Genomic DNA, 25430 nt, shown 5'->3' with positions numbered 1-25430 from the left:
AAAGCCTAGCGGTTCAAAGAAGCCGGTATTGAGGGAACACTTATATCCGAGAATGGATATTGGGAACTGTCTTCTCGGATGCGGCCTATTGGGTGCGCTTGCGCCGGAGCCTGCTGGCCAGCAGGCCCAGTTTTTGCGCCCCGGTGATGTAGACCAGGGTGAAATAGACCACACTGCCGAAGACACAGATGACAAAGAGCGCGGCCGCCTGGGCAAGGAAGGGCGCGCCGGGGGCAAAGAGCGCTGTGGCGCGCTGGGCGAGCAGATAGAGTATGGCGGCCATGACAAGGCTGCTGGCTATGATCAACCCATGCTTGCGCAATGAGGCCAGGGGCAGAGAGAAATAGCCGCGACGGGCGAGAAACAGGCCGAGCAGGGCCGCATTGAGCCAGGAGGAAATGGTGGTGGCGAGCGCTATGCCGACATGTTGCAGGCTCGGGAACAGCCAGAGCGAAATGCCGATATTGGCGAGCACGGAGAGGCCCGCGAAAATAGTGGGGGTGACGGTGTCCTTGCGCGAGAAAAAGCCCGGTTGGAGTACGCGGATCAGGACAAAGGCGGGCAGGCCCCAGGCATAGCCCACCAGCGCTTCAGCGACGGGGATGGTGGCGGTCGCGTCGAAAGCGCCGCGCTCGAAGAGAACCCGCACAATGGGCACCGAGAGCGCGGCAAGCGCGGCGGCGGCGGGCATGGAGAGCAGCATGGAAAGCAGCAGTGACTGATCCTGGCTTTGGGCAGCTTCCTTATTGCGACCGGCGCTCAGATGGCGGCTGAGTTCAGGCAGGAGCACGGTGCCGATGGCGATGCCGATAATGCCGAGGGGGAGCTGATAGAGCCGATCGGCATAGGACAGCACCGAAATAGCCCCTTCAACGCCCGAGGCGATGACCGTGCCGACCAGGATATTGATCTGGGTAATGCCGCCGGCAAGGATTGCGGGAATGGCGAGCAGCCAGAAGCGGCGGGTCTCGGCATTGGGGCGGGGAATACTTATGCGCGGCACGAAATTAGCGCGGCGAACCGCGCCATAGACCAGGGCGAGCTGCGCAACGCCGCCAAGCATGGTGGCGATCGCCACCCAGAAGGCGATGTCAGCTTTGTCCTCGAGCACCAGAATAGCCAGCGGCACGAGAGCGGAAATGTTGACGATATTGAGAATGATCGGCGCGAAAGCCGAGGCGAAGAAGCGCCCGAGCGTGTTGAGAATGGCGGCATAGGCAGCCATCAGCGACATGCAGGCGAGATAGGGAAACATGATGCGCGTGAGGTAGACGGTCAGCGCGAATTTTTCCGGATCGTCGAACCCCGGCACGAAGACCCGCATTATGGGCTCCATGAAGATTTCGGCCAGGATGGTGACGAGAAGGATTGCCGCGACCAGCCAGCTCATGATGCGGCTGGCCAGCAGTTTTGCCGCCTCTTCGCCCTGGGTTTCCAGCGCTGTGGAGAACATGGGCACGAAGGCAGTGTTGAAGGCGCCTTCGGCAAAGAGCCGCCGGAACAGATTGGGGAAGCGGAAGGCGGCGTTGAAGGCGTCGGTGGCCGGGCCGATGCCCAGAACGGCGGCCATCAGCGCATCGCGCACAAAGCCGGCAATGCGCGAGACCAGTGTCAGCCCGCCGACAGAGAGGAAATTGCGGTAGAGGCTCATGGGTGCCGCGTGCGCGAGGGGTTCGGCCCCCTCACCCTAGCCATTGACCACCTTCTGTTCCGCCGGCTTGGGGTGGAACACGGTCATCAGCGCGTCGTGGATTTTGCGCTGGCGGGGTTTGCTCATGATCTTCTGGCCGGTCAAATCGGTGACGTAGAAGACGTCAACGGCCTTTTCGCCATAGGTGCCGATATGGGCGGAACCGATGGTGAGGTTGAGATCGGAGATTTCGCGCGTCATGGCGTGGAGAAGGCCCATGCGGTCGAGGCCGGAGACCTCGATGACGGTGAATTTTTCCGACAGCGCGTTGGAAACCGACACCTGCGCGGGCAGGGCGAAGGGCTTGAGGCGCTTGTTGTGGCGGCTTTCCTTGCCCAGATCGATCAGGATCTGCCGTTTGCCCTGCAGCAATTGGCGGACCGTGTCGATGATGCGGGTGGCGCGGACCTTTTCGTCCTCATCGGAGGTGAAGGAGCGGCGTAGCCGGAAGGTGTCGATGGCGCGGCCGTCGCGGGTGGAGAAAATCTGCGCGCCAATAATAGATGCATCCTGCATGGTACAGGCGCCGGCGATGAGCGAAAGCAGGCGCGGATGATCGGCCATGTAGAAGCTGACTTCGGTAATGCCCTCAAAGGCCTTGATGCGGATCGAGCCGGCAAAGGTTTCGCCTGAGCTATCGGCATGGCGGATCATGCGGGCATGTTCGAACTGCAATTCGGGCTCGGCGCGCAGCCAATAATGATCGTAGTGGCGGGCCATATAGGCTTCGACATCGGCGGGGAGCCAGGTATCGAGCTTTTCGGCCAGTTGGTGGCGGGCAGTCTCGATGCGATCCGATTGCGTGACCTGGCTGTGGCCACCGGATAGCAGGGGCTCGGTGGCGTAATAGAGCGCGCGCAACAGGCTGCCCTTCCAGCCGGTCCAGACGCCCGGCCCCACGGCGCGGATATCGCAGGCGGTGAGGATCATCAGCAACGCCAGGCGCTGGGGCGATTGGACCACGTCAGCAAAGGCCTTGGCGGTTTCGGGGTCCTGGATATCGCGGGCCTGGGCGATTTCGCTCATCAGCAGGTGATGTTCGATCAGCCAGGAGACGGTGTCGGTTTCCGCGGGGGTGAGGCCAAAGCGCGGGCAAAGCTTTTTGGCGATGCGCATGCCGGCGATGGAGTGGTCCTCCGGACGCCCCTTGGCGATATCGTGGAGGAACAGCGCGACATAAAGGAGGCGCGTGTCATTGAGTTGCGGCAGGAGCTCATGGGTGAGGGGCAGCTGATCGCGGAGGCCCCCATTGGCGATATCGGCCATGACGCCAACCGAGCGGATCAAATGCTCGTCCACGGTATAGTGGTGATACATGTTGAACTGCATCAGGGCGACGATCTTGCCGAAATCGGGCACGAACTTGCCCAGCACGCCGCTTTCATTCATGGCGCGCAGGATGCGTTCGACCGACATGGGGGCGGTGAGCGTGGTCAGGAAATAGCTATTGGCCTTGGGATCGTTGCGCACCTTGTTGTCGATGAGGCGCAGCGAGCGGGAGATGACCTTGATGGCGTCGGGATGGAACAGCAATTGCTCGCGCCCGGCGACGAGGAATATCTTGATGAGATTGACCGGGTCTTTCTCGAACACATCGGGGGCGGCGATATTGAGCCGGCCGGTATCGAGCACGAAATCGGTTTCGCCCTTGATACGGGACTTGCCCGAGCGGAAGGGGGCGAGCACGCGGCCCACCAGGTCCATATCCTTGGCGTGGTTGAATTCGAGGCTGGCGCAGATGATGCGGGTCAGATCGCCCACATCCTTGGCGACCAGGAAATAGCGCTTCATGAAGCGCTCGACGCCCAGCATGCCCAGGCGCTGGGCATAGCCCATGCGATGGGCCAGTTCGGGCTGCACGTCAAAGGTCAGCTTTTCCTCGGCGCGGCCGGTGAGGAAATGCAGATGACAACGCACGGCCCACAAAAAATCCTCGGCGCGCGAGAAGAGGCGATATTCGCCATTGGACAGCACGCCCTTGCCGACCAGTTCATGGCTGGTCTTGACCTGGTAAAAGTATTTGCCGATCCAGAAGAGGGTATTGAGGTCGCGCAGGCCCCCTTTGCCATCCTTGATATTGGGCTCGACCACATAGCGCGTATTGCCCATCAATTTGTGGCGTTCATCGCGCTCGGCCATCTTGGCGGCGATGAATTCGGGACCGGTCTTGGGCATGACTTCGGTTTCGAAGCGCTTGACCAGGGAATCGAACAGGGTCTTGTCGCCGGTGAGGAAGCGGGCTTCGAGCGTAGCGGTGCGCACGGTCATGTCGGCGCGGGCCATGCGGATGCTTTCATCGACCGAGCGGACGGCGTGGCCGACCTTCTGGCCCAGGTCCCACAGCAGATAGAGGATATATTCGGTGACCTGCTCGCCCCAGGGCGTCTGCTTATAGGGCAGGATGAACAGCAGATCGATGTCGGAGCCCGGCGCCAGCGTGCCCCGGCCATAGCCGCCGACGGCGGAGAGCGCGATGGCTTCGGCGCCAGAGGGATTGTCGACCGGATAGACGCGTCTGGTGGCGAAAAGATAGACCGCCGTGATGATCTCGTCCTGCGCGTCGGAGAGGTTTTGCGCGCAGCGCGTGCCCTTGCCATTGGCCAGCAGTTCATCTTCGGCGCTCTTGCGCGCCTCGGCCAGGGTCTTGCGCATATGGGCCAGAACGACGGCCCTTGCGGCGGCGCTTTTGGGCGCTTCATCGCCAATAGCGGCGTCCAGTTCGGCCAATAGCGCCTCGGCGCTTTTCAGCGCGAATTGAGGTTTTCGCGGCTTGGCTTCAGCTTCGGCGAGCGTCATCGCGGAGTTTCTTTAGTTCGTAGAGGGCTTCGATCGCTTGCTTGGGGGTCATTTCGTCTGGACGAACAGCGTCGAGCGCGGCGTGGACTGGATCAGGACCGGCCGGTTTGGCGGCAGGCTGATGGGCAAAGAGCGGCAGATCATCTAGCACGCTGGCCTTCTGACCGGAAGAGGCCGTACCGGCCGAGCGCTGCTCAAGAATATCGAGCACCTGGCGCGCGCGGGCCAGAACCGGCTCGGGCAGACCGGCCAGCCGCGCCACCTGGATGCCATAGGAACGGTCGGCGGCGCCGGGCCCCACTTCATGCAGGAAGACCACTTCGCCCTCCCATTCGCGCACCTTCATGGTGACGTTGGAGACGCGGGAGAGAGTTTTGGCGAGACTTGTCAGTTCGTGGAAATGGGTGGCGAAAAGGGCGCGGCAGCCGGTGGTTTCATGCAGCGCCTCGACCGCCGCCCAGGCGATAGAGAGACCATCGAAGGTGGCGGTGCCACGGCCGATTTCGTCGAGCACGACCAGCGAGCGACGGGTGGCGCGATTAAGAATGGCCGAGGTTTCGACCATTTCGACCATGAAGGTCGAGCGGCCATGGGCAATGTCGTCGCTGGCGCCGACACGGGAGAAGACGCGGTCGATGACACCGATATGGGCCGATGTAGCAGGCACGAAACTGCCCATTTGCGCGAGAATGGCGATCAGGGCGTTCTGGCGCAGAAAGGTCGATTTACCGCCCATATTGGGGCCGGTCACCAGCCAGAGGCGGCCGCCGCCGATCTCATCGGCACCCGAGAGATCGGCATCATTGGCAACAAAGCTCTGGCCTTCGGCCCGCACCATATCCTCCACCACCGGATGGCGGCCGGCACGGATGTCAAAGGCCAGGGAAGTGTCGATCTCGGGCCTGGCATAATTGCGGGTAGCGGCCAGGTGGGCGAGGGCCGTCGTAACGTCAAGCTCGGCCAGGGCATCGGCGAGCTGACGCAAGGCATCGGTGCGCGTCAGGACATCGTAACGCAGGCTGGCAAAGATTCTGAGCTCGATTTCAAGCGCGGCCTCATGCGCCCGGGCAATGCGACCTTCGAGATCGGCCAATTCGGTCGTGGTAAAACGCATGGCATTGGCCAGCGTCTGGCGGTGGATGAAGCTTTGCCGGTGCGGCTCTTCGAGGAGCCTGGTGCCATGAGCCGCCGGCACTTCGACGAAATAGCCGAGCACGCCATTATGCTTGATCTTGAGGGAGCGGACGTCGGTTTCCTCGATCAGCCGCGCCTGGAGCGCGGCAACAACGGCCCGGGTCTCGCTGGCGAGCGCCCGCTCATCGTCGAGGGGCTGGTCGTAGCCCTTGCGCACGAAACCGCCATCGCGGCTGAAGAGGGGCAAGTCATCGTCCAGCGCCAGCGTCAATTCGGAGGCGAGCGGGGCAGGGGCGGCGGCAAGCGTGGCGGCAAGCCGCGCCAGCACGGCGGGGGCGTCATCAAGGCGGCTGAAGTGGGTGGAAAGTGCCAAGGCCGCGCCGACCGCCTTGCCGATGGCAGCCAGATCGCGCGGGCCACCGCGATCGAGGGCAAGCCTGGTCAGCGCCCGCGCCAGATCGGGCACGGCTTTGAGATCGCTGCGCAAGCGCCCGTTGAGCATGGTATCGCCGGCCAGGGCCGACACGGCATCGAGCCGCTCGTTGATGGCTGATGCATCGGCCAGGGGCGCAGCCAGCCGCGCCGAAAGCAGGCGCGAGCCGGGCGCGGTGACGGTCAGGTCGATGGCATTGCGCAGCGAGCCGCGCTGCTGGCCACGCTGGGTCTGGTGCAGTTCAAGGCTGGCTCTTGTGGCCTGGTCGATGGCCATGCTGCGGGCCGTGCTGCCAAGCACCGGCGCGCGCAATGCCACGCCGACGCCCTTCTGGCTATCACTGATATAGGCGACGACGGCGCCCAGTGCCGAGCGGGCGGCGCGGGAGAGGGCGGAGGCATCAAAACTGCCGCCCGGGAAAGCGTCGCGCAGCACGATACCGGCCACTTCGCTGTCAAAGCTTTCGGCGGGCGCAATATGGCTGATCGGCAGCCAGGCGGGCGCGAACAGATGCCGCTCGACCAAAGCCAGCCGCGTCGCCTCGCTCAGGATCAGTTCGGCCGGATCAATGCGGGCCAATTCGTCCTGCACCTGATCGGCGGCGAGATCGGCGGTGAAGCTCTCCCCGGTCGACACGTCGGTCCAGGCGAGGGCGAAGTCGGTTTCCCCATGGCGCACCATGGCGAGGGCGGCGAGGAAATTACTGGCGCGGGCGTCGAGGTGATCGTCCTCGGTCAGCGTGCCGGCGGTGATGAGGCGCACGACATCGCGTTTGACCACCGATTTGGAACCGCGCTTCTTGGCTTCGGCGGGGTCTTCCACCTGTTCGCAGATGGCGACGCGATGGCCCAGTTTGACGAGCTTGTTGAGATAGTCATTGGCGGCATGGATGGGCACGCCGCACATGCCGATATCTTCGCCCAGATGCTTGCCGCGCTTGGTCAGCACAATGCCCAAGGCGGCGCTGGCGATCTCGGCGTCCTCGAAGAACAGCTCGTAGAAATCGCCCATGCGGTAGAACAGCAGATAGCCCGGATTGACTGCCTTGATCTCGAAATATTGCGCCATCATCGGCGTCAGCGCCGGGGCGGGCGAGATGGGTACGGAGTCGGGGAGCGCCTGGTCCATGAATGCTTTGAAATATGCGGAAGGAAGGGGCCAAACTAGGGCAGGTTGGCGGATGACACAACCGCGCGCCGGGCATTTGCCCCCCGCTCAATTGCCCAGAATCAGCCACCAGGCCAGGCCCTGGGCGATGCAAAATGCCAGCACGGCCGACCAGGAAAGACTATCGGCAATGTGAGCGGGAAAACGAAACCAGCCCAGATGGGAGGCGACGCGCAATACGGCCAGCACGATGAAGGCGGTGAGATAGGCCAGGATCGCATAAAAACCGATGGTCCAGCCCTTGGCGTAATTATTGTCGGTGCCGGGAATGCCCAGGATCCAGGGGACGAGAGCCAGGGCACAGAGAACAGCCACCAGCACGGGCACGGCGGTAATCAGGAAACGGGACATGGAATCCTTGTAGCCAGGAAAAGGGCACCGGTCACGAGACCGGTGCCCTTGCAATTATGGCGGAAGGCCGAAGGCTTGGCGAGATGCTACTTGGCCCTGGAGGTACGGCGCCGCGTGGCCGGGGCGGGGGCGGCGGCCGGCTCGATCACCTTGCGATAGAGATGCCAGGTGGCATGGCCGAAGATGGGAATGACCACCGCCAGCCCGACAAAGAGCGGAAGCGAGCCCAGCGCCAATCCGATGGCCACGATGAGGCCCCAGGCAAACATGGGGATGGGATTCTTGAGCACGGCGCGGATCGAGGTGGTGACGGCGACATAGGCGCCCACGTCCCGATCGAGCAGCAGCGGGAAGGCCACGACTGTCGTGCAGAGGGTAATGATGGCAAAGGCCAGTCCCAGCAGGTTGCCCACGATGAGCAGCGTCCATCCTTCGGGCGTGGTCAGCACCTGATTGACCAGGGCGCCCAGTTGATCGGGCGTCGAGGCAGGAAAGAGGCTTTGGTAAAGTCCCTGCGCGGTGGTGAGCCAGAAGGTGAAGACGGCAAACAGGAAAACCCCCACGGCGGCGATGGAAGCGATGGCGGGCGAGCGCAGGACTTCGAAGGCATGGACCCAGGAGGTATCGAGCCCCAATTCACGCCGCCGGCTGATTTCATAAAGCCCGATGGCGGCGAAGGGGCCGATCAGGGCAAAGCCCCCCATCAGCGGATAGAGCAGCGGCCAGGTGTGATAGCCCGACATCCAGACGGCCAGCACGATGCCGACCAGCGGATAGATCAGGGTGAGCAGGACATAATGGGATGGCTTGGCCCAGAAGTCGGACATTCCGCGCTTAAGTGCGTCCATCAGATCGGCAAGACTTATCTTGCGGATCGTGGGGTGCTCCAGCACCTCGGTAGCGCCGCCAATCACATGAAAATTCGCCATGAATTGCCCTCCTCCAGAGCGTGGGGAGGCCGCGTTGCATGACCGGGTAACATCGCTTCGGTCACGAAGCGCGACCAGATAGACGATGAAGGATAGCCCAGATGCGACAGATTGTCGCCCCCGGCTCGGAAAATTGTGAAGGGGACGTTTGCACCGGGGAGTCATTCCCGCGAAAGCGGGAATGACATTGCGGGTGGGCGCGCGCCCTAGTCGCTAAATCTCGTAGCGATCCGTCGGGTCCTCGACCGGCCGATAGACGAAATACTCAAAGTCAGCCGGGCTGGCAGTGCCGTTGAGATCGTGGGCGGCCATGCCGACAAAGGCGCCGGTAAAGCTGCCATGGGCCTGGTGCCCACCGCATTCGTCCGAGAGAATGGAAGCGTCGAGCACCGGGCCGATGGGCTGCAATTGCTCGCCGTCCAGCGCGTAGAAGAATTGCAGTTTTGCGCCGCGGATGGTTAGGGCCAGCTTGACCTTGCCGCTATTGGGAATCCGCAAGGGATCGGCTGGGAAACGCAGATTGCCGTCGGGCCAGCTCATTTCCGAACTCATCAGCAGCAGCTCGCGCTGCCCGTCGGAATGGGCTGTTACCGCCAGATAGAAGAAATTGTAGCGGCTGTAATAGGCGGTAAGGCCCGCCATGGTGCGCTCGTCAGTGGCGGGGAAATCCAGCACGGTTTCGGCGTCATAGGAAAAATGCGTCTGGCGGCGGGCGACGAGCGATTGCTCGAACCAGGAGCCGATCGACTCGCGGCCGAACAAGCATAGCTTGTTGTCCTTGAGGGTGAAAATCCGGTCGGGCTCGGGGGTGCGCAGCCATTGGAAGTCTTTGTGCAGGGCGCCCTCGAAAGTGTAGCGCTGCTCGGCCCAGTATTTTGCGGCGTCGAAGGTGCCGGGCACGTCGACATGGAGCGATGGGACCGGTCCCTGTTTCACGTGAATCCAGTCGTCTTGCCCCCAATAGGCTTCCTGGATCGCGGTTTCGCGGCCAAGGACGCAGCGGCGGTTCTGCGTAGTGGGCCGGCCGGTGAGATGGACGAGATAGGTCTTGCCCTCGGGGGTTTCGACCAGGTCGCCATGGCCGGCGCGCTGCAGGGCGGCGAAGGGCGCGTCCTTGGAGGTGAGGATGTGCTTATCGGGATGGGTTTCGTAGGGCCCCCAGATGTTGCGGGAGCGGGCGAAGGTGACGGCATGGTCATAGGCCGTACCGCCCTCGGCGGTCAGCAGATAATACCAGCCGTTTCGCTTATAGAGATGGGGGCCTTCGACCAGTTTGAGATCGGTGCCCTGGTAGATGTTCTTGACCGGACCCACGAGCTTACCCTGGGCGGGATCGAATTCCTGTAGCGCGATACCGGCGAATTTGAGCGGGCGGGCGCGATGGTCCCACAGCATGTTGACGAACCATTTCTTGCCGTCGTCATCGTGGAACAGGGAGGGGTCGAAGCCCGAGGAATTAACATAGACCGGGTCGGACCAGGGACCCTCGATATCCGGCGCGGTGACGATGTAATTATGGGCGTCCTTGAAGGAGCCGTCCTTGCGCTTGACGTCGGTATAGACCAGCCAGAATTTTTCCCCGTCATGGGAGAGGCAGGGCGCCCAGACGCCGCAGCTATCGGGATCGCCACGCATGTCGAGCTGGGCCTTGCGCGTCAGCGGACGGGTGACCAGCTCCCAGTTCGCCAAATCTCTGGAGTGATGAATCTGCACGCCGGGGAACCATTCGAAGGTCGAGGTGGCGATGTAATAATCCTCACCGACACGCAGAATGGAGGGGTCGGGATTAAAGCCGGGCAGGATGGGATTGGTGATCTGGGGCATGTTTCCTCCTCCCGCCACCGTCTTCCTTCTCCCCTTTGTGGGAGAAGGTGGCGCGCGGCGCCGGATGAGGGGTCTGCGATGGTTGAAAGAACCCCTCACCCGCCCTTCGGGCACCCTCTCCCACAAGGGGAGAGGGGAAGGGTCCTGTGTTTAGATCAGACGAAGCGGTTGACCAGGTTTTCGAGATATTCCTGGCGGCCGGACTTGGGCTGGGGGTTGATGGCGTCGGCATGAACCTTGGCGGCGATGTCAGCCAGGCTCAACTTGCCGGCAAGGATGTCCTTGCCCAGGCCATTGTCCCAGCCGGCATAGCGGCCATCGAGCAGCTTGTCATATTCGCCATCCTCGATCAGGGCGACGGCGCCCTTGAGGCCGCGCGCCAAGGTGTCGAGACCCAGAATGTGGCCATGCAGCAGGTCCGCGGGGTCCAGCGACTGGCGGCGCACCTTGGCGTCGAAGTTGAAGCCGCCCTTGCCCAGACCGCCCTGCTTGAGAATGTAGTAGAAGGCCAAAGCCATTTCGCCCGCATTGTTGGGGAAGTGGTCGGTGTCCCAGCCGGACTGCAGATCATTGCGGTTGGCGTCGACCGAGCCGAGCTGGCCGAGCGAGGAGGCAACGGCCAGTTCATGCTCGAATGAATGACCTGCGAGGAAGGCGTGACCGACCTCGATATTGCACTTCACCTTCTTTTCGAGGCCGTATTTCTGCAGGAACCCAAAGACCGTGGCGACGTCGAAGTCATACTGGTGCTTGGACGGCTCCTGCGGCTTGGGCTCGATCAGGATCTGGCCCTTGAAGCCGATCTTTTCGGCATGCTCGATGACCAGATGTAGGAAGCGGGCCATCTGGTCCTGCTCCTGGCCGACCTTGGTGTTGAGCAGGGTTTCGTAGCCTTCGCGGCCACCCCAGAGCACATAATTCTCGCCGCCCAGTTCATTGGTCAGCTCGAGCACGGCCTTCACCTGGCCGGCGGCATAGGCGAAGACTTCCGGGTCGGGATTGGTGGCGGCGCCCGCCATATAGCGGCGGTTGGAGAACAGGTTCGCCGTGCCCCAGAGCAGCTTCTTGCCGCTTTCCTGCATCTTGGATGCCAGGATATCGCCGATGACGCGCAGGTTCTTGTTGCTCTCCTCGAGCGTTGCGCCTTCGGGGGCCACATCAACGTCGTGGAAGGCAAAGAAGGGCACGTCGATCAGGTTGAAGAATTCAAAGGCAACTTCGGCCTTGAGCTTGGCGCCGTCGAGCCCCTTGTCGAACCAGGGGCGATCGAAGGTACGGCCGCCAAACGGGTCGCCGCCTTCCTGGGCAAAGGTGTGCCAATAGGCGATAGCCGGGCGGATATGGTCTTCCATCCGCTTGCCGGCGATCACTTCGTCCTTGTTGTAATGGCGATAGGCCAGCGGGTTCTTGCTGGCCGGGCCTTCATACTTGACCTGGCTCAGACCCTTGAAAAAATCACTCACGAAATTGCCTCCTCGATGGCGGGGTAAAGGGCGCGATAGCGCTGGTATTGGTCGGAATAGGCGGCCGACAGAGATGTGTCGGGCGCGATGACGGTTTTGATCGGCGGCATGGTCATGATGTCGGCCGGGTTGGCCCCGGTGGCGGCACAGAGGCCGAGCCGGGCGGCGCCCAGCGCGCCACCAAAATCGCCGTCCTCGGGGAGGGCGATTTCCATGTCGAGATTGGTGGCCAGCAGCTTGAGCCAGAGCGCGGATTTGGAGCCGCCGCCGACAGCGAGCAGGCGATCGATTTTGGTGCCGGCGTCGGACAGGACGCGCTGGCAATCGCGCATGGCGAAGGTGACGCCTTCCATCACGGCCTGAGCCAATTGAGCCGGCTCGGTGCTTTGGCTGAGGCCAGTGAAGGAGCCGCGCGCTTTGGCATTGTTATGCGGGGTGCGCTCACCGGAGAGATAGGGCAGGAAGATTTCTTCGCCGGGACCTTTGAACTGGGCCTCGGCGGCGGCAGAGAGCTCGGCCTGTTTCTGGCCGGTGATGCGCGACAGCCAATTGAGGCTATCTGTGGCCGAAAGGATCACCCCCATCTGGTGCCAGGTATCGGGGATGGCGTGGCAGAAGGCGTGCACCGCGCCCTTGGTATTGGGACGGAACCGGTCATTGGAGACGAAGAGCACGCCCGAGGTGCCGAGCGACACGAAGCCCTCGCCCGGGCGGATCGCGCCGATGCCGCAGGCCGAGGCGGCATTGTCGCCGGCACCGCCGGCAATCACCACATTGCCCGACATGCCCCAGCGCGCGGCCAGATCAGGCTTGAGGCTGGACGAGGGGGCGGAGCCTTCGACCAGGCGCGGCATATGGGACCGATTGAGGCCGGTGACGGCCAAAAGCGCATCGGACCAGTCGCGCTTGGCGACATCAAGCCAGAGCGTGCCGGCCGCGTCGGACATGTCCTCGACATGCTCGCCGCTCAGCAGCAGCCGCACATAGGCCTTGGGCAGCAGCACTTTGGCGATCTTGGCGTAGATATCGGGCTCGTGTTTGCGCACCCAGGCGATTTTGGGGGCGGTGAAGCCGGGCATGGCGATGTTGCCGGCAATATCGCGCAGCGACGGAAGAGCGGCTTCCATTTCGAGGCATTCGGCAGCCGAACGGCCGTCATTCCAGAGAATGGAAGGCCGCAGGACCTCGTCATCCCTGCCCAGAAGCACCGCGCCATGCATGTGGCCGGAGAGCCCGATGCCCCGGACCCTGGCGAGATCACCCGCATGAGCGGCGCTGAGCTTGTCCACGGCGGCAAGCGTGGCCGTCCACCAATCGGCCGGATTCTGTTCGGACCAGCCGGGATGGGGGCGGGTGGGCTCGACCGAGGCGGCCGAAGCTTCCCCGATCGGCTTTCCGCGCTCGTCGATCAACAGCGCCTTGACGCCGGACGTGCCGATATCAATGCCGAGAAAGGTCATGAGGCACGTACCTCAATTGCGGTCGAAAACATGATCTGAACGTCCTCCCGGCCCGTTTTCGGGCCACGCCGGTTTGGTGATTGGCGTCTTGCTTAGCGCAAATTGTCGCGCAGGAAAATCCCGATTTCAATGGGCGCGTCGCTCAGCGGCCCGCTGCCGCCCAGCGCCAGGGCCCGCGCCGCCGCGATAGCCTGGCGGATTTCGCCATCCGGATTCTGGTCGAGCACCACGTCTATGGCGTCACTGGTCAGGCCTTGCCTGGTGGCAGTGGTCAATTCATGGGCAATGACGCGAATGGTCCCGGCACGGCCGGAGGCCTCCAGCGCCTCGACCAGCCCGGCATTGCCGGCGCCGAGATTGTAGAGCCCGGAAAGGTCGGGATGTTCGGCCAGAAGGGCGGCGACAATGGATGCCGTTTCAGACGTTTCATCATGGCCCTCAAGCGGGCCGACCATATTTATGGCGGGAAATTCGGCGGCAAGGACAGCGGCAAAGCCGGCCAGCCGATCGGAGTGATCGCGCAAATGCAGGGACCCGGCGATCACCGCTACCTTGCCGCCCTGGGGCAGGAAACGGCCAAGAAGGGACGCGGCGGTGCGTCCGGCTGCCGCATTGTCGATACCGATGAAATGCCGCCGCTGGGTGCCCGGCAGGTCCGAGACCAGGGTCAGCACGGCCATGCCCCTTCGGGTGGCGGCATCGACCGAAGCGAGAACGGCCGCATCTTCCCCTGCCACGATAACAGCGCAATCGCAGGTTTTCGGGTCGAGTCCATCGAGCGCCTGGGCCAATGCGGCGCCGTCCAGCGCACGGACGCGCAGGGTTTCGATATGCACCCGGTCGGTCAGGGCCGGCCCGGTCCAGCGGGTCACGGCATCGGCAAGGCTGGCCATGAAGGCATTGGAGCCATCGGGAATGATGAAGGTGACGCCGATATCGCGGGCCCGGGCGAGGAGCGAAGCGGAGAGATCGCGCTGAAAGCCGATCTCGGCAATGGCCGTCTCGACCTTCTCGACCGTCGCCGCGCGCACGCCGGGGCGGCCATTGAGCACGCGGTCTACCGTGGCGAGCGACACGCCTGCCACCCGCGCTACGTCATGCACGGTGACGCGCCGTCTGGCCCCGATCTCGTTCACGGCACTAGCCCTTTCTCTTTGCTCGTACACTCGGCAGCGCTCAAGAAAAGGTCAAGTCCGACATTGCTTGCGGCCAAGAAAGCGCGCTAGAGCTTACCCGTTCTGATTGCATCAGAACGGGGGCTCTACGTTTTTTGTTGTCGCGTTTTCGAACCGGAAAAGTGGTGTCCACTTTTCCTGAAAACGCTTAGAGCTTACCGCCGGACTCTGGAGGAAAAAGTATGACCATTGCGGTTTCGACATTCGGCGAGCACGCAGGCAAGCGGGTGGATCAGTTTCGCCTGGTGAGCGATACGGGCGTTGAAGTCGACATTATCGGGTATGGCGTTGTGGTGCGCGACTGGCGCGTGCCGGTGGCCGGAGCGCCGCGTTCGGTGGTGCTGGGCTTTGACACTTTCGATGCCTATCCCGCCCATAGCCCCCATCTGGGTTCGCTGGCCGGGCGCGTGGCCAACCGCATCAAGAGCGCTTCCTTCGAGCTTGACGGAAAAACATACAAGCTGCCGGCAAATGTCGGTGACCTGCAATTGCATGGCGGGGCCGAGGGTCTGGGCCGGCAGGTATGGGACGGGGAAGTGGACGCAGCCAATAATATGGTGCGCTTTACCCATTTCAGCCCCGATGGGGCCATGGGCTATCCCGGCAATGTCAATTTTTCGGCGACCTACCGGCTCAAGGGCCATCGTCTGCTACTGGAACTGGCCGCCACGACCGACCGTGCGACGCCGATCAGCCTCGTGCAGCACCAATATTTCAACCTGGGTACCGGGCCAGACGTGCTCGACCACAGTATCCAGGTCAATTCGAGCGCCTATACGCAACTGGGCGAAGACCTGGCGCCCACCGGGGCCATCCTGCCATCGGCCGGCACGCAATATGACCTGCGCAAGCCCCGCACCATGCGGGACGGCAATGGCGCGGCGGTAGATTACGATATCGGCATGGTACTCGATACCGGACGCAATCACGCCGACCCCATCGCCACCGTCACCGGGCCGGACGGAGCGCTGACGCTCAAGCTCTGGACCGACCGGCCGGGCGTGCAGGTCTATAATGGCGTCTGGACCGATATTCCCGTGCCGGGCCTGGGCGGACGCCATTACGGCAAGCATGCCGGCTTCTGCCTAGAAGACCAGGCCTTTGCCGATGCGGTGCACAATCCGCATTTCCCCAATGTGATCTATTCGCCCGAGCGGCCCTATAGCCATTGGTGCGAATTCGAGATCGCCTGACGACAGGCTCTCAGCCGTCGCCCCACCCCTTGCGGGGAGGGGTGGCGGGCGTTGCTGTTTCCCAAAACTCGGTGTTATTCCGGGATGATTTAAGGAACGGCCCCCAATTCCACCCCACCACAATCGCCTCCCTCGGGCTCGACCCGAGGGCCATTCGCCGCTTGTGCCAGACTGAGAGCGGCCCTCGGGTCAAGCCCGAGGGAAGCGCGGTGGGTGTGGGTGGTTCCTGGGGATGCGCGGCTGGAAAACGGCACGGCGTCTCGTTGTACCCACCGTGTCATTCCGGCGCAGGCCGCGATGACATCGGGGGTGGGAACGGGCCGCAGAGAGCGGCAATAGGCCGAATCACTGCTGCCAAGCGCTGTCAGCACGGCTGATTGAAGCTTTCCTCATGTTGCAGCGTTGCTGTGAGACGAGGAGAGACAAGATGGCCCCCTTCACGATTGCCGTTTCCGATGCCGATATTGCCGATCTCAAGGCGCGGCTGGCGCAGACTCGATTTCCCCAGGCCCTGCCGGATGCCGGTTGGGACGATGGGATAGACGAGGCGTTCCTGCGCAGCTTCATTGCCTATTGGCGCGAGGACTACGACTGGCGGGCCGCCGAGGCGCGGCTCAATGGCTTTTCCCAGTTTACCGAGGTCATCGAGGGCGAGCTGGTGCATTTCGTCCATGTACGCGGGCGGGGCGAGACCAATGTGCCGATCCTCCTGGCCAATGGCTGGCCGAGCAATTTCGTCGAATTGCTGCCGCTGGTGCCGCTGCTGACCGAGCCGGTCGATGGCGTTGGTTTCGATGTCGTGATCCCCTCGCTGCCGGGCTATGGTTTTTCCGGCAAGCCCAGCCGGCCGGGCATGAACCTTACCCGCGTTGCCCCGCTCTGGGCCGAGCTGATGAGCCGGCTGGGCTATCCGAAATTTCTCGTTTCCGGCTCCGACATGGGGGCAGGCGCCGTCATGGCGCTGGTGCGCGATTTCCCCGAGCGCCTGATCGGGGCCCATTACATCAATGTCTATTTCGGCTTCCCCAAGCCCGACGACCTGTCTCCGGAAGAACAGGCCTATATCCAGCGCGGCAATTACTGGGCCTTTGCCGAAGGCGCCTATGCGATGATCCAGGGCACCAAGCCGGCGACATTGGCGGTGGGCCTGAACGATTCCCCGGCGGGGCTGGCGGCCTGGATTCTCGAAAAATTCCGCACCTGGTCGGACAATGGCGGCGATATCAGCAATGCCTTCGACTTCGAAGACCTGGCGACGATCCTTTCGGTCTATTGGTTCACCCAGACCATCGGTTCGTCGGTGCGGCTCTATAAGGAGGCCTTTGCCGATGCCGAATTGCCCAAGAAGCCGGCCAGGCATAATGTGCCCCATGCCATTCTCCTGCCGCCCGCCGACAATCCGGCGCCGCGCGCCTGGGGCGAACGCAATCTCTGGAATATCGTGCGCTGGACCGAGCTGAGCCAGGGGGGCCATTTCCCGGCCCTCGAAGTACCCGAGGCCATGGCCCACGACATCCGCGCGTTTTATGGCCAGATCGCCTAGCGCAAGAATGCTTGGCGGGGTCGTGGGAATCTGGCATCCAGAGCTGCCAGAGGAGAACGAAACATGGACAAAACCGAGCGGCTCTTTGCGGTCATGGACGCGCTCAGGCGGCATCGCCGGCCGGTTACGGCGGCGGCTCTGGCCGAGGAACAGGGCGTTTCCGTCCGCACGCTCTATCGCGATGTGCAAACCCTTATCGGGCTGGGCGCGCCCATCGATGGGGAAGCGGGGGTGGGCTATATGCTGAAACCTGGCTTCTTCCTGCCCCCGCTGATGTTTACACCCGAGGAGCTCGAAGCTCTCGTTCTGGGGGCGCGCTGGGTGGGGGCGCAGCCCGATGACGGGCTGGGGGCGGCAGCGCAAAACGCCCTGGCAAAAATTGCAACCGCCTCGCCCGAAGACCTGCGCGACCGCATCAACGATACCGGGCTGTGGCCAGTGGCGGTGTGGAGCGCAAGGGCCCCAACGCCCATGCCCGTATTGGGCCAGGTGCGGCTGGCCATGCGCACGGAAAAGGCGCTGCAAATTGCCTATGAAGATGAAAGTGGCCGCGCCAGCGAGCGCGCCATCTGGCCGGTGCAGCTGGCCTATTATGAAGGCAAGCAGGTCATTGCCGCCTGGTGCTGCCTGCGCCAGGCCTTCCGCAATTTCCGCACCGACCGTATCGTCTCGCTTGATATTACCGATGATCGCTATGGCAAGCGCCGGGTTATCCTCGAACGCGAATGGCGGGAAGTGCTGGCGGCGGAACGGCGGGGCGAATAGCTGGCGGCGTTTCACGTGAATCGCAGAACGAGCTTAATTGAACAGATTGGCCACGACGGCCAGATCCTCCGGCGTGATGCGGCCTGCCGCAATACCCGCCAGCCAGAGCAGTTGCACACAGGCCAGGCACCAGGTCAGCAGGGCAAAGCCGGGCTTGGCCGTCTTGTGCCGCAGCCGGCTTTGCCCCAAAAGGCCGCCAATAATGCCGAAGCCGAGATCGACCCCGTGAAGCGTCACCTCGGCAATGCGCCATTGCCCGGCCTGGGCATAGCGTTTGTCGGCTGCATATAGCCCGAAGGACAGGGCGCCCATGACCAGATAGGCCAGACCCAGCCAGGCCGGCGCGGCGGCCATGGCGAGATCATAGCCAAGCAGTGCGGTCAGCACCAAAGCCAGCCAGGGCCGCATATCGAAGGGCCGCGGGTTAGCCACCGGCTCCTCGCGCAGCCGAACCTGTCGCGATGGGGCAGGGTTGGCGCCAAGAATCCGCACCTTGATTGCGCGCGGGCGGCCCTGCGGATCGACGCCTTTTTCAAAATTGACCCGATCGCCCGCAAAGGGGCGTGTGGTAATGCGCTCTATGGATTTGATATGCACGAAATAGCGTTCGCCGCGCGCATCGCGAATGAAGCCGAAGCCGCGCTCGTCATTCCAATCGACCAATTGTCCGGTTTCGCGCATGCTTGTCTCCCTGCAGTCAGCATAAGCGCAGCCGGTTAAGCAGGTTTGTCCTTTCCAACCTCCACCGCCCGGCCTCAAATCGATTTGCATTTCCTATTGATCGGTAAACGACGATGGAGTTAGGCTGCGGCTTCCTTTCATTTTTTCATGCCGTTCGTCATGTCCAATACCGCGAAGCGTTTCGTTCAAACCCAATTGGCCCGCACAGAGGTTGAGATCGGGGGCGAAAGACCCTGGGACGTGCAGGTGCATAATGAGAGCCTCTATGGCCGGGTGCTCAGCCAGGGCACTCTGGGCCTGGGCGAGAGCTATATGGATGGCTGGTGGGATGCCGAAGCGCTCGACCAGTTCCTGTTCAAGCTCATCACCGCCAATATCCAGGACAATTTCCCCAAGGACCTGGCCCTGATCGGCAGCGTGCTCAAGGGCAAGCTGCTCAACCTGCAGCGGCTGCGCGTTACCGAGGTGGGCGAGAAGCACTACGATATCGGCAACGATCTCTACGCCGCCATGCTCGACAAACGCATGATCTATTCCTGCGGCTATTGGCACAATGCCAATACGCTCGAGGCCGCACAGGAAGCCAAGCTTGACCTGATCTGCCGCAAGGTGGGGCTCGAGCCCGGCATGCGCATTCTCGATATCGGCTCGGGCTGGGGCGGGTTCCTGCAATTTGCGGCCGAGCGCTATGGCGTTTCGGGCATTGGCGTCACCGTCTCCAAGGAACAGGCCGCCCTTGCCAATGAGCGCACGGCGCATCTGCCGGTCGAGACGAAACTGCTCGATTATCAGGCGCTGGACGGGCAATTCGATCGCATCATCTCGATCGGCATGTTCGAGCATGTCGGCTACAAGAATTATCGCGCCTATTTTGAAAAGGCGGCACACCTCCTGGCGCCGGGCGGACTGATGCTGCTGCACACGATCGGCGGGCACAACTCGACCAGCCATGGCGATCCCTGGAGCGAAAAATACATTTTCCCCAATGGCATGCTGCCCTCCATCGCCCAGGTAGGCAAAGCCATAGAGGGTCTGTTCGTGATGGAGGACTGGCACAATTTCGGCGCCGATTACGACAGGACGCTGATGGCCTGGCATGAGCGGTTCGTCGCCGCCTGGCCGCGGCTGAAAGACCAGTATGACGAGCGCTTCTACCGGATGTGGCGCTATTATCTCAATGTCTTCGCCGCCCTGTTCCGGGCGCGCAATATCAGCCTCTGGCAGGTGGTGCTGTCGCCGCAGGGGGTGCCGGGCGGCTATACGAGCGTGCGCTGAGGCGTGATTCACGTGGAACATTGTCCACAGGGTTTTGCACAGCTGTCGTCACTCTGCCATGCGCCAATGCTTGGATTGCGGCTCTCATGGGGTGTGCACACGTCATGCGCGGCCGTATCCTTGTCATTGTCTTAGCAGTGCTGTCGGCGCCTGCCCGGGCGATCGACATCAGCACGGGCGACACGCTTGATGACGCGCGTCGCCTCGTCGAAGGTGAAAAGTGGCTTAGCGCCCAAATGGTGCTGCAACGGCTGGTGACCGCCGATCCCGACGATGCCGATAGCCTCAACCTGCTGGCCTATACATTGCGTCACACCGGGGACCTGGCCGGTGCCGAGCGATTTTATCTGCGGGCGCTTGCAATCGAGCCCGGTCACCTTGGCGCCAATGAATATCTCGGCGAGCTCTATATTGAGACCGGGGCGCGGGACAAGGCGGCCGACCGCCTGGCCGTCATCGAGACGGTTTGCGGCCTGGACTGCGAAGAATATCGCGAACTCAAGGCCGCCCTCGACGCCGCGCCCTAAAAATGCAGCCGGCGCAGCGGCAGCTTGATGGGGGCAGCGAAGCCGGTTTGCAGGTCTGACCAGAAGCGATCGCGCAATGGCTCTGGGAAGAGGTGGCCGGAAGGTAATTGATCGCGGGCAAACCAATTGGCTTCGATGATGGATTCGCTTTCGGCGGGATTGGCCGTCACGTCGATTTCGGTGTCGCTCCACAATTCGTCAAGATAGGCTAGGCGTCGGACCTTTATGGTCACGCCGCTTTCCTCCAGCGTTTCGCGTTCTGCTGTAGCTTCCAGCGTTTCGCCGCCTTCGACGCCACCACCTGGGCCGACCCAGAAATCATGGCGACCCGTCCGGTGATGACGCACCAGCAGAATTTTCTCCTCGCGCAGCACCAAGGCGCCGGCGGAAATGCGGTGGGCCACTATGCCAACCCCATATTGACGCGATAGCTCAGCGCCTCGGCGATATGGGGGCGCGCCACCCGATCGGTCCCGGCTAGATCGGCCAGGGTACGCGCCACCTTGAGCACACGATGATAGGCGCGGGCGGAGAGATTGAACCTTTCGGCGGCCTGCAGGAGCAGGTTCTGGCTCTCCTTGTCCGGGTTGACCAGTTTTTCGATCAGCGTCGGCCCGGCCGCGGCATTGGTGAAGATTTCGGGCGCACCATGCTCGAGGAAGCGCTGGCGTTGCCGTTCCCGCGCAATGGCGACGCGCCGGGCGATGGTCGTGGAACTTTCTGCGGCCGCGGCCGGGGCGATCATATCGGCGGCGGTGACGGCGGGCACATCGATGCGGATATCGATGCGATCGAGGAAGGGGCCGGAAACGCGGGCCTGGTAATCGCCCGCGCAGGCGGCGCCGCGCTTGCAGGTGTGGCCGGGCGTGCCGGCCATGCCGCATTTGCAGGGATTCATCGCCGCGATCAGCTGCACCCGGCTGGGATAGCTGACGCGGGCATTGGCCCGGGCAATGACGGTTTCCCCGCTTTCGAGCGGCTGGCGCAAGCTATCGAGCACCTGGGGTGAGAATTCGGGCAATTCGTCGAGAAACAGCACGCCATTATGCGCCAGGCTCACCTCGCCGGGCCGCACCCGCAGGCCGCCGCCGACCAAAGCCGCCATGGAGGCGGAATGGTGTGGCGCGCGGAACGGCCGCCGGTCGGAAATAGCGCCGCCAGCCAATTCGCCGGCAATGGACTGGATCATCGAAATATCGAGCAATTCGCGTGGATTGAGCGGCGGCAGGATCGAAGGCAGCCGCGCCGCCAGCATGGATTTGCCGGCGCCGGGCGGACCGATCATCAGCATGTTATGCCCGCCGGCCGCCGCCACTTCGAGCGCCCGCCGCGCCACCTGTTGGCCGCGCACTTCGGCCAGATCGGGCAGCGCTCCGTTCGGCAGGTATTTGCGGGGCTGCGGCCGGGCGGCAAGCTGGCGGCCGGTCAGGTGATTGACCAGCGCCAGAAGGCTCTCGGCGGCGACGATATCGATACCCTCGCCGGCCCAGGCCGCCTCGGGCCCCGAAGGAGCCGGACAGATAATGCCCAGATCCCGCCCCTGGGCGGCAATGGCCGCCGGCAGCACGCCGCTGACCGGGGCAAGGCGTCCATCCAGCCCCAACTCGCCCAATACGAGATAATTGTCGAGCGCATCCTGCGGGATGGCCCCGATGGCCGCCATCAGGCCCAGGGCGATGGGCAGATCGTAATGGCTGCCCTCCTTGGGCAGATCGGCCGGAGCAAGATTGACGGTAATGCGCTTGGGCGGCAGGCCCAGCCCCGAGGCAATCATGGCGGCATAGACGCGTTCGCTCGCCTCCTTGACCGCCTTGTCGGGCAAGCCCACCATCAGGAATTTCGGCATGCCCGGCGCGATCTGCACCTGCACATCGACCGGCACCGCTTCGATGCCCTGAAACGCCACGGTCGCAACGCGAGTGACCATGCCCAACACCCCCCAAACCCGCTTGGACCCTAACAGAGCTCATTGGGACGAACAAGAACGTAGAGCGAACAGCGGCAAGGTTCATCCCGGCGTCGCAGCGCCGTTACAGGGGGCCGCTAGGGAAGGGTTACACACACCCAGTCCGGAGCCCGGCATGTCCAAGATTTCCACCTCTCTGTTACTCGCCTTTTCGCTCGGCGCCGCGATAGTGCCGCAAGCCTGGGCCTGGACGCTGCCCGAAGCCGAGCTGCCGCTGGGCAGCGCCGGCCTGCAGGAAGAGCGCAGCACAGAGGATGTGGTGCCCGGCGTGCAGCATGTTCATATCCTGCGCGGCGGCACGGCCGAGAGCCAGTTCTGGACCATCGAGATCGGCTTTGCCGCTACCGATGCGGCCGCCCAGAATCTGGAAGAAAAGCTCGTGGCTGCCGGGCTGGAGCCGCGCCGCGACCCCAGCACCTTTTCGCTCGACGGCAAGCCGCTGGGTCACATGATCCGCTCCGGCCAATTCGCGACCGCTGCCGAGGCCGCCGACGGCATGGCCGCCCTGGTGGCCGCGGGGCTCAAGCCGGCGCTGCGTTTTACCGGCGAAGATGGCGGGGCGGCGCAGGGACCCTTCGTCGTCGATATCCTGGCGATTGACCCAAGCCGGTTCGAGGGTTCGGTGCAGGCGGCCCTGGCGGCCGATGCCGTGGCCGGCCGGGAGACCACCTCCTCGATTGCCCAGCGATTGGACGCCATCGCAGCGGTTAATGGCGGCTATTTCGTTGTCAACGAAACCGGTGGCACGCCCGGCGATCCAGCCGGCATCAGCGTCATCGATGGCCAGGTGGTCAGCGAGGCGGTCAATGGTCGGCCGGCGCTGCGCCTGGGCACGCAGTTCGGCATCCTGCCCGATATGCGCAGCGACATCGCGCTGAGCTTTGCCGGTGGCGCGACCCTTACGGCCGATGGACTCAATCGCCAGCCCGGCCTTATCACCAATTGCGGCAATCCGGGCGACACGCCGCTCGAGACCCCGGCGCATGATTTGACCTGCACCGATGCCGACGAGATCGTGATCTTCACCCCGGCCTTTGGCGCGCCCTTGCCCAGTGGCCCGGGCTTTCAGGCCCGGTTCGCCGCTGACGGCGCGCTGATCGCGGCTACCCCGGCGCTGGGCGGACCGGTGCCGGCTGAGGGCTTTGTGGTCCAGACCACCGGTAGCCAGGCCGAGGCGCTGGCGGAGGCGGCCAAGAGCGGGGCAGCTGCGAGTTTCGACATTGCCGTCAGCAGCGCCGGCGAGACGGTATCGCTGGGTGAGGGCGACTATCTGGTCAATGGCGGCCCGACCCTGGTGGCGGCCGGCGTTGCGGTCGCCAAGGGTCCAACGCCCGAAGGCTGGTCGCCCGACATGATCGGGGAAACCGATCGCAACAGCTTTTTCAATGGCTGGTTCGTGCGCCGCAATCCGCGCACCGCGGCCGGCGTCACTGCCGATGGCTGGCTGCTGCTGGTCACTGTCGATGGCCGCAGGCCCGAACATAGCCTGGGCGCCAGCATTCCCGAAATGGGCGCATTGCTCGCGGCGCTGGGCGCCAAGGATGCGATCAATCTCGATGGCGGCGGCTCGACCGCCATGGTCATCGGCCAGAAGCTGATCGGCGTGCCTTCGGACGCCACCGGGGAGCGCCCCGACGCCGATGCCATCGTGCTGCTCGGCACCAAATAGGCTGATGGGCCAGGGGCGCGGAGCTTTGCCGCGCCCCGGAACGGGGCACGAACGGATTATGGCTTGTTAACCATGCCGGCTGCCACACTGGTTACCCTAATTCTCCATTAACCCGAGCATGTTGATTCAAAGGCAGATTTTATTTGTTGCGTAGAGTTCTGCCCGATGACCGCCAGCCGGCCATTCTTTTCCATTTCCGCCCTGACCAAGGCGAGCCTTGCCGCCGCATTGGTGTTCATTCTGGCGGCCTGTTCGACGGGCGGTGGGCTTTACGGCGCCATTCCGGGCGATAACCGGCCGCATAAGGGGGTCGACCGGGCCCGCAATATGCCGATCCAGGGGATCGACGTGGCCCGCTATCAGGAGAATGTGGATTTTCCCGCGGCGTTCGGCGCCGGTATCCACTTCGTCTTCATGAAGGCGACCGAGGGCAAGGACTATATCGACCCCAATTTCCGGGTGAACTGGGAACGCGCGCGCCAATCGGGCATGCCGCGCGGCGCCTATCACTTCATGACCTGGTGCTCGCTGGCGTCCGAACAGGCGGCCTGGTTCGTGGCCAATGTACCCAACGACCCCGATGCGCTACCGCCGGTGCTCGATCTCGAATGGAACAATCATTCGAGCTGCAGGAACAAGCCCAGCCGCGCCGATGCGCTGGAAAAGATCCGGCTGATGCTGGACGTGATGGAACGCCATACCGGCAAGCTGCCCATCATCTATACCGACATGAATTTCCACCGCGATATTCTGGAAGGCGAATATTTCCCCAATGCCTTCTGGCTGCGCTCCACGGCCGCCGAGCCGCATGAGCGCTACAAGAACCGCACCTGGACCTTCTGGCAGTGGACGCAGACCGGGGTGGTGCGCGGCGTGCGCGGGGAAGTGGACCGCAATGCCTTTTACGGCAACCAGAATGACTGGCTGACGTTCCTCTCGACCGGATGCGATCCGCGGGCCATTGCCGCACTATTGCCGACCGGGCGATGCGGTTTTGCCAAGTAGTGGCGGGCCTTGCCAGCCTATTGAGGCGGGATTAGCTTCGGCAGCGTAATTGCGGGCGGGCGCCCGACCACGAGGAGGACCAGAAGATGGCCAAAGGACAGATGCGCAGCAACAAGGAAGCCAAAAAGCCCAAGAAGGACAAGTTGGCCGCCGCCAAGCCCGTCACCGGACTGGGCGCCGGCAGCAATGGCAACGTGGCCAAGAAATAGGCCGAGGCTTTTTGCGCTGGGATTGCTGACGGCCGGCTCATGCCGGCCGTTTCCGTTTCAATGCGAAATATCGACAACGGCCGATGGCACGGTGCGCGTGGCACCGATCCCGGCTGCCCCGGTGCCGATAATGGCAAAGATCAGCAAGACGATTGCTGCGGTGATACGCATAGGC

The 25430-nt window shown here is 63.2% G+C and carries 20 protein-coding genes; 8 read left to right on the top strand and 12 right to left on the bottom strand.

Going from position 1 to position 25430, the window contains the following annotated elements; genetic code table 11:
* Positions 1-85: 85 nt before the first annotated feature.
* The 9 genes from murJ to QQL79_RS21220 all read right to left on the bottom strand — a co-directional run bounded on the left by murJ (position 86) and on the right by QQL79_RS21220 (position 14383).
* Entirely contained in the window at positions 86-1651 is a 1566-nt protein-coding gene (gene murJ, locus QQL79_RS21260; RefSeq protein ID WP_284394155.1) for a murein biosynthesis integral membrane protein MurJ, read from the bottom strand.
* Positions 1652-1687: 36 nt separating this feature from the next.
* Positions 1688-4486, bottom strand: a complete 2799-nt coding sequence (locus tag QQL79_RS21255) for a [protein-PII] uridylyltransferase (RefSeq protein WP_284394153.1) — start codon at positions 4484-4486, stop codon at positions 1688-1690.
* Positions 4467-7181, bottom strand: coding sequence for a DNA mismatch repair protein MutS (gene mutS, locus QQL79_RS21250; RefSeq protein ID WP_284394151.1), 2715 nt, complete (start codon positions 7179-7181; stop codon positions 4467-4469). The genes QQL79_RS21255 and mutS overlap by 20 nt, the downstream gene beginning before the upstream one ends.
* Before the next feature lie 87 nt (positions 7182-7268).
* Entirely contained in the window at positions 7269-7571 is a 303-nt protein-coding gene (locus QQL79_RS21245) for a hypothetical protein (protein WP_284394150.1), read from the bottom strand.
* Between the two features lie 86 nt (positions 7572-7657).
* Positions 7658-8500, bottom strand: a complete 843-nt coding sequence (locus QQL79_RS21240; RefSeq protein WP_284394148.1) for a DUF2189 domain-containing protein — start codon at positions 8498-8500, stop codon at positions 7658-7660.
* Between the two features lie 213 nt (positions 8501-8713).
* Complete coding sequence (locus QQL79_RS21235; protein ID WP_284394147.1) at positions 8714-10324, bottom strand: glycoside hydrolase family 43 protein; 1611 nt, start codon at positions 10322-10324, stop codon at positions 8714-8716.
* A 155-nt stretch (positions 10325-10479) separates the two neighbouring features.
* Positions 10480-11787 carry a xylose isomerase gene (gene xylA / locus QQL79_RS21230; protein WP_284394145.1) on the bottom strand — a complete coding sequence of 436 codons (1308 nt, stop codon included), beginning with the start codon at positions 11785-11787 and terminating at the stop codon, positions 10480-10482.
* Positions 11784-13247: a xylulokinase gene (gene xylB / locus QQL79_RS21225; protein ID WP_284394144.1), complete on the bottom strand. Its 1464-nt coding sequence runs from the start codon at positions 13245-13247 to the stop codon at positions 11784-11786. Before xylB ends, xylA begins: the two co-directional genes overlap by 4 nt.
* A 92-nt stretch (positions 13248-13339) precedes the next feature.
* Positions 13340-14383, bottom strand: a complete 1044-nt coding sequence (locus QQL79_RS21220) for a LacI family DNA-binding transcriptional regulator (protein WP_284394142.1) — start codon at positions 14381-14383, stop codon at positions 13340-13342.
* Between the two features lie 221 nt (positions 14384-14604).
* Between QQL79_RS21220 and QQL79_RS21215 the strand changes: the two genes are divergently transcribed.
* From QQL79_RS21215 to QQL79_RS21205, 3 genes are all read left to right on the top strand, one after another.
* Positions 14605-15615 carry an aldose epimerase family protein gene (locus tag QQL79_RS21215; RefSeq protein ID WP_284394140.1) on the top strand — a complete coding sequence of 337 codons (1011 nt, stop codon included), beginning with the start codon at positions 14605-14607 and terminating at the stop codon, positions 15613-15615.
* 427 nt (positions 15616-16042) lie between these two features.
* Positions 16043-17158: an epoxide hydrolase family protein gene (locus tag QQL79_RS21210; RefSeq protein ID WP_284394139.1), complete on the top strand. Its 1116-nt coding sequence runs from the start codon at positions 16043-16045 to the stop codon at positions 17156-17158.
* Positions 17159-17221: 63 nt separating this feature from the next.
* On the top strand, positions 17222-17923 hold the full coding sequence (locus QQL79_RS21205; protein ID WP_284394138.1) for a helix-turn-helix transcriptional regulator: 702 nt from the start codon (positions 17222-17224) through the stop codon (positions 17921-17923).
* 33 nt (positions 17924-17956) lie between these two features.
* Here QQL79_RS21205 and QQL79_RS21200 read toward each other — a convergent pair whose 3' ends face one another.
* Entirely contained in the window at positions 17957-18604 is a 648-nt protein-coding gene (locus tag QQL79_RS21200; RefSeq protein WP_284394137.1) for a DUF1294 domain-containing protein, read from the bottom strand.
* Between the two features lie 159 nt (positions 18605-18763).
* Between QQL79_RS21200 and cfa the strand changes: the two genes are divergently transcribed.
* Both cfa and QQL79_RS21190 read left to right on the top strand, forming a co-directional pair.
* Positions 18764-19879 (top strand): cyclopropane fatty acyl phospholipid synthase, encoded by a 1116-nt coding sequence (gene cfa, locus QQL79_RS21195; RefSeq protein WP_284394136.1) that lies wholly within the window; start codon positions 18764-18766, stop codon positions 19877-19879.
* 104 nt (positions 19880-19983) lie between these two features.
* Entirely contained in the window at positions 19984-20406 is a 423-nt protein-coding gene (locus QQL79_RS21190) for a tetratricopeptide repeat protein (protein ID WP_284394135.1), read from the top strand.
* Here the strand turns inward: QQL79_RS21190 and QQL79_RS21185 are convergent.
* On the bottom strand, positions 20403-20810 hold the full coding sequence (locus tag QQL79_RS21185) for an NUDIX domain-containing protein (RefSeq protein WP_284394134.1): 408 nt from the start codon (positions 20808-20810) through the stop codon (positions 20403-20405). The genes QQL79_RS21190 and QQL79_RS21185 overlap by 4 nt on opposite strands.
* Complete coding sequence (locus QQL79_RS21180) at positions 20810-22333, bottom strand: YifB family Mg chelatase-like AAA ATPase (protein ID WP_284394133.1); 1524 nt, start codon at positions 22331-22333, stop codon at positions 20810-20812. Before QQL79_RS21180 ends, QQL79_RS21185 begins: the two co-directional genes overlap by 1 nt.
* A 154-nt stretch (positions 22334-22487) precedes the next feature.
* Between QQL79_RS21180 and QQL79_RS21175 the strand changes: the two genes are divergently transcribed.
* The 3 genes from QQL79_RS21175 to QQL79_RS21165 all read left to right on the top strand — a co-directional run bounded on the left by QQL79_RS21175 (position 22488) and on the right by QQL79_RS21165 (position 25255).
* Positions 22488-24041 carry a phosphodiester glycosidase family protein gene (locus tag QQL79_RS21175; RefSeq protein ID WP_284394132.1) on the top strand — a complete coding sequence of 518 codons (1554 nt, stop codon included), beginning with the start codon at positions 22488-22490 and terminating at the stop codon, positions 24039-24041.
* A 165-nt stretch (positions 24042-24206) separates the two neighbouring features.
* On the top strand, positions 24207-25046 hold the full coding sequence (locus QQL79_RS21170) for a glycoside hydrolase family 25 protein (RefSeq protein ID WP_284394131.1): 840 nt from the start codon (positions 24207-24209) through the stop codon (positions 25044-25046).
* Between the two features lie 86 nt (positions 25047-25132).
* Positions 25133-25255: a hypothetical protein gene (locus QQL79_RS21165; protein WP_284394130.1), complete on the top strand. Its 123-nt coding sequence runs from the start codon at positions 25133-25135 to the stop codon at positions 25253-25255.
* The last annotated feature ends 175 nt before the right edge of the window (positions 25256-25430 follow it).

It is taken from the genome of Devosia yakushimensis (assembly GCF_030159855.1).
GTDB lineage: Bacteria > Pseudomonadota > Alphaproteobacteria > Rhizobiales > Devosiaceae > Devosia > Devosia yakushimensis.
The sequence above is the reverse complement of the archived record's forward strand: the minus strand, read 5'-3'. Positions and strand labels throughout refer to the sequence as shown.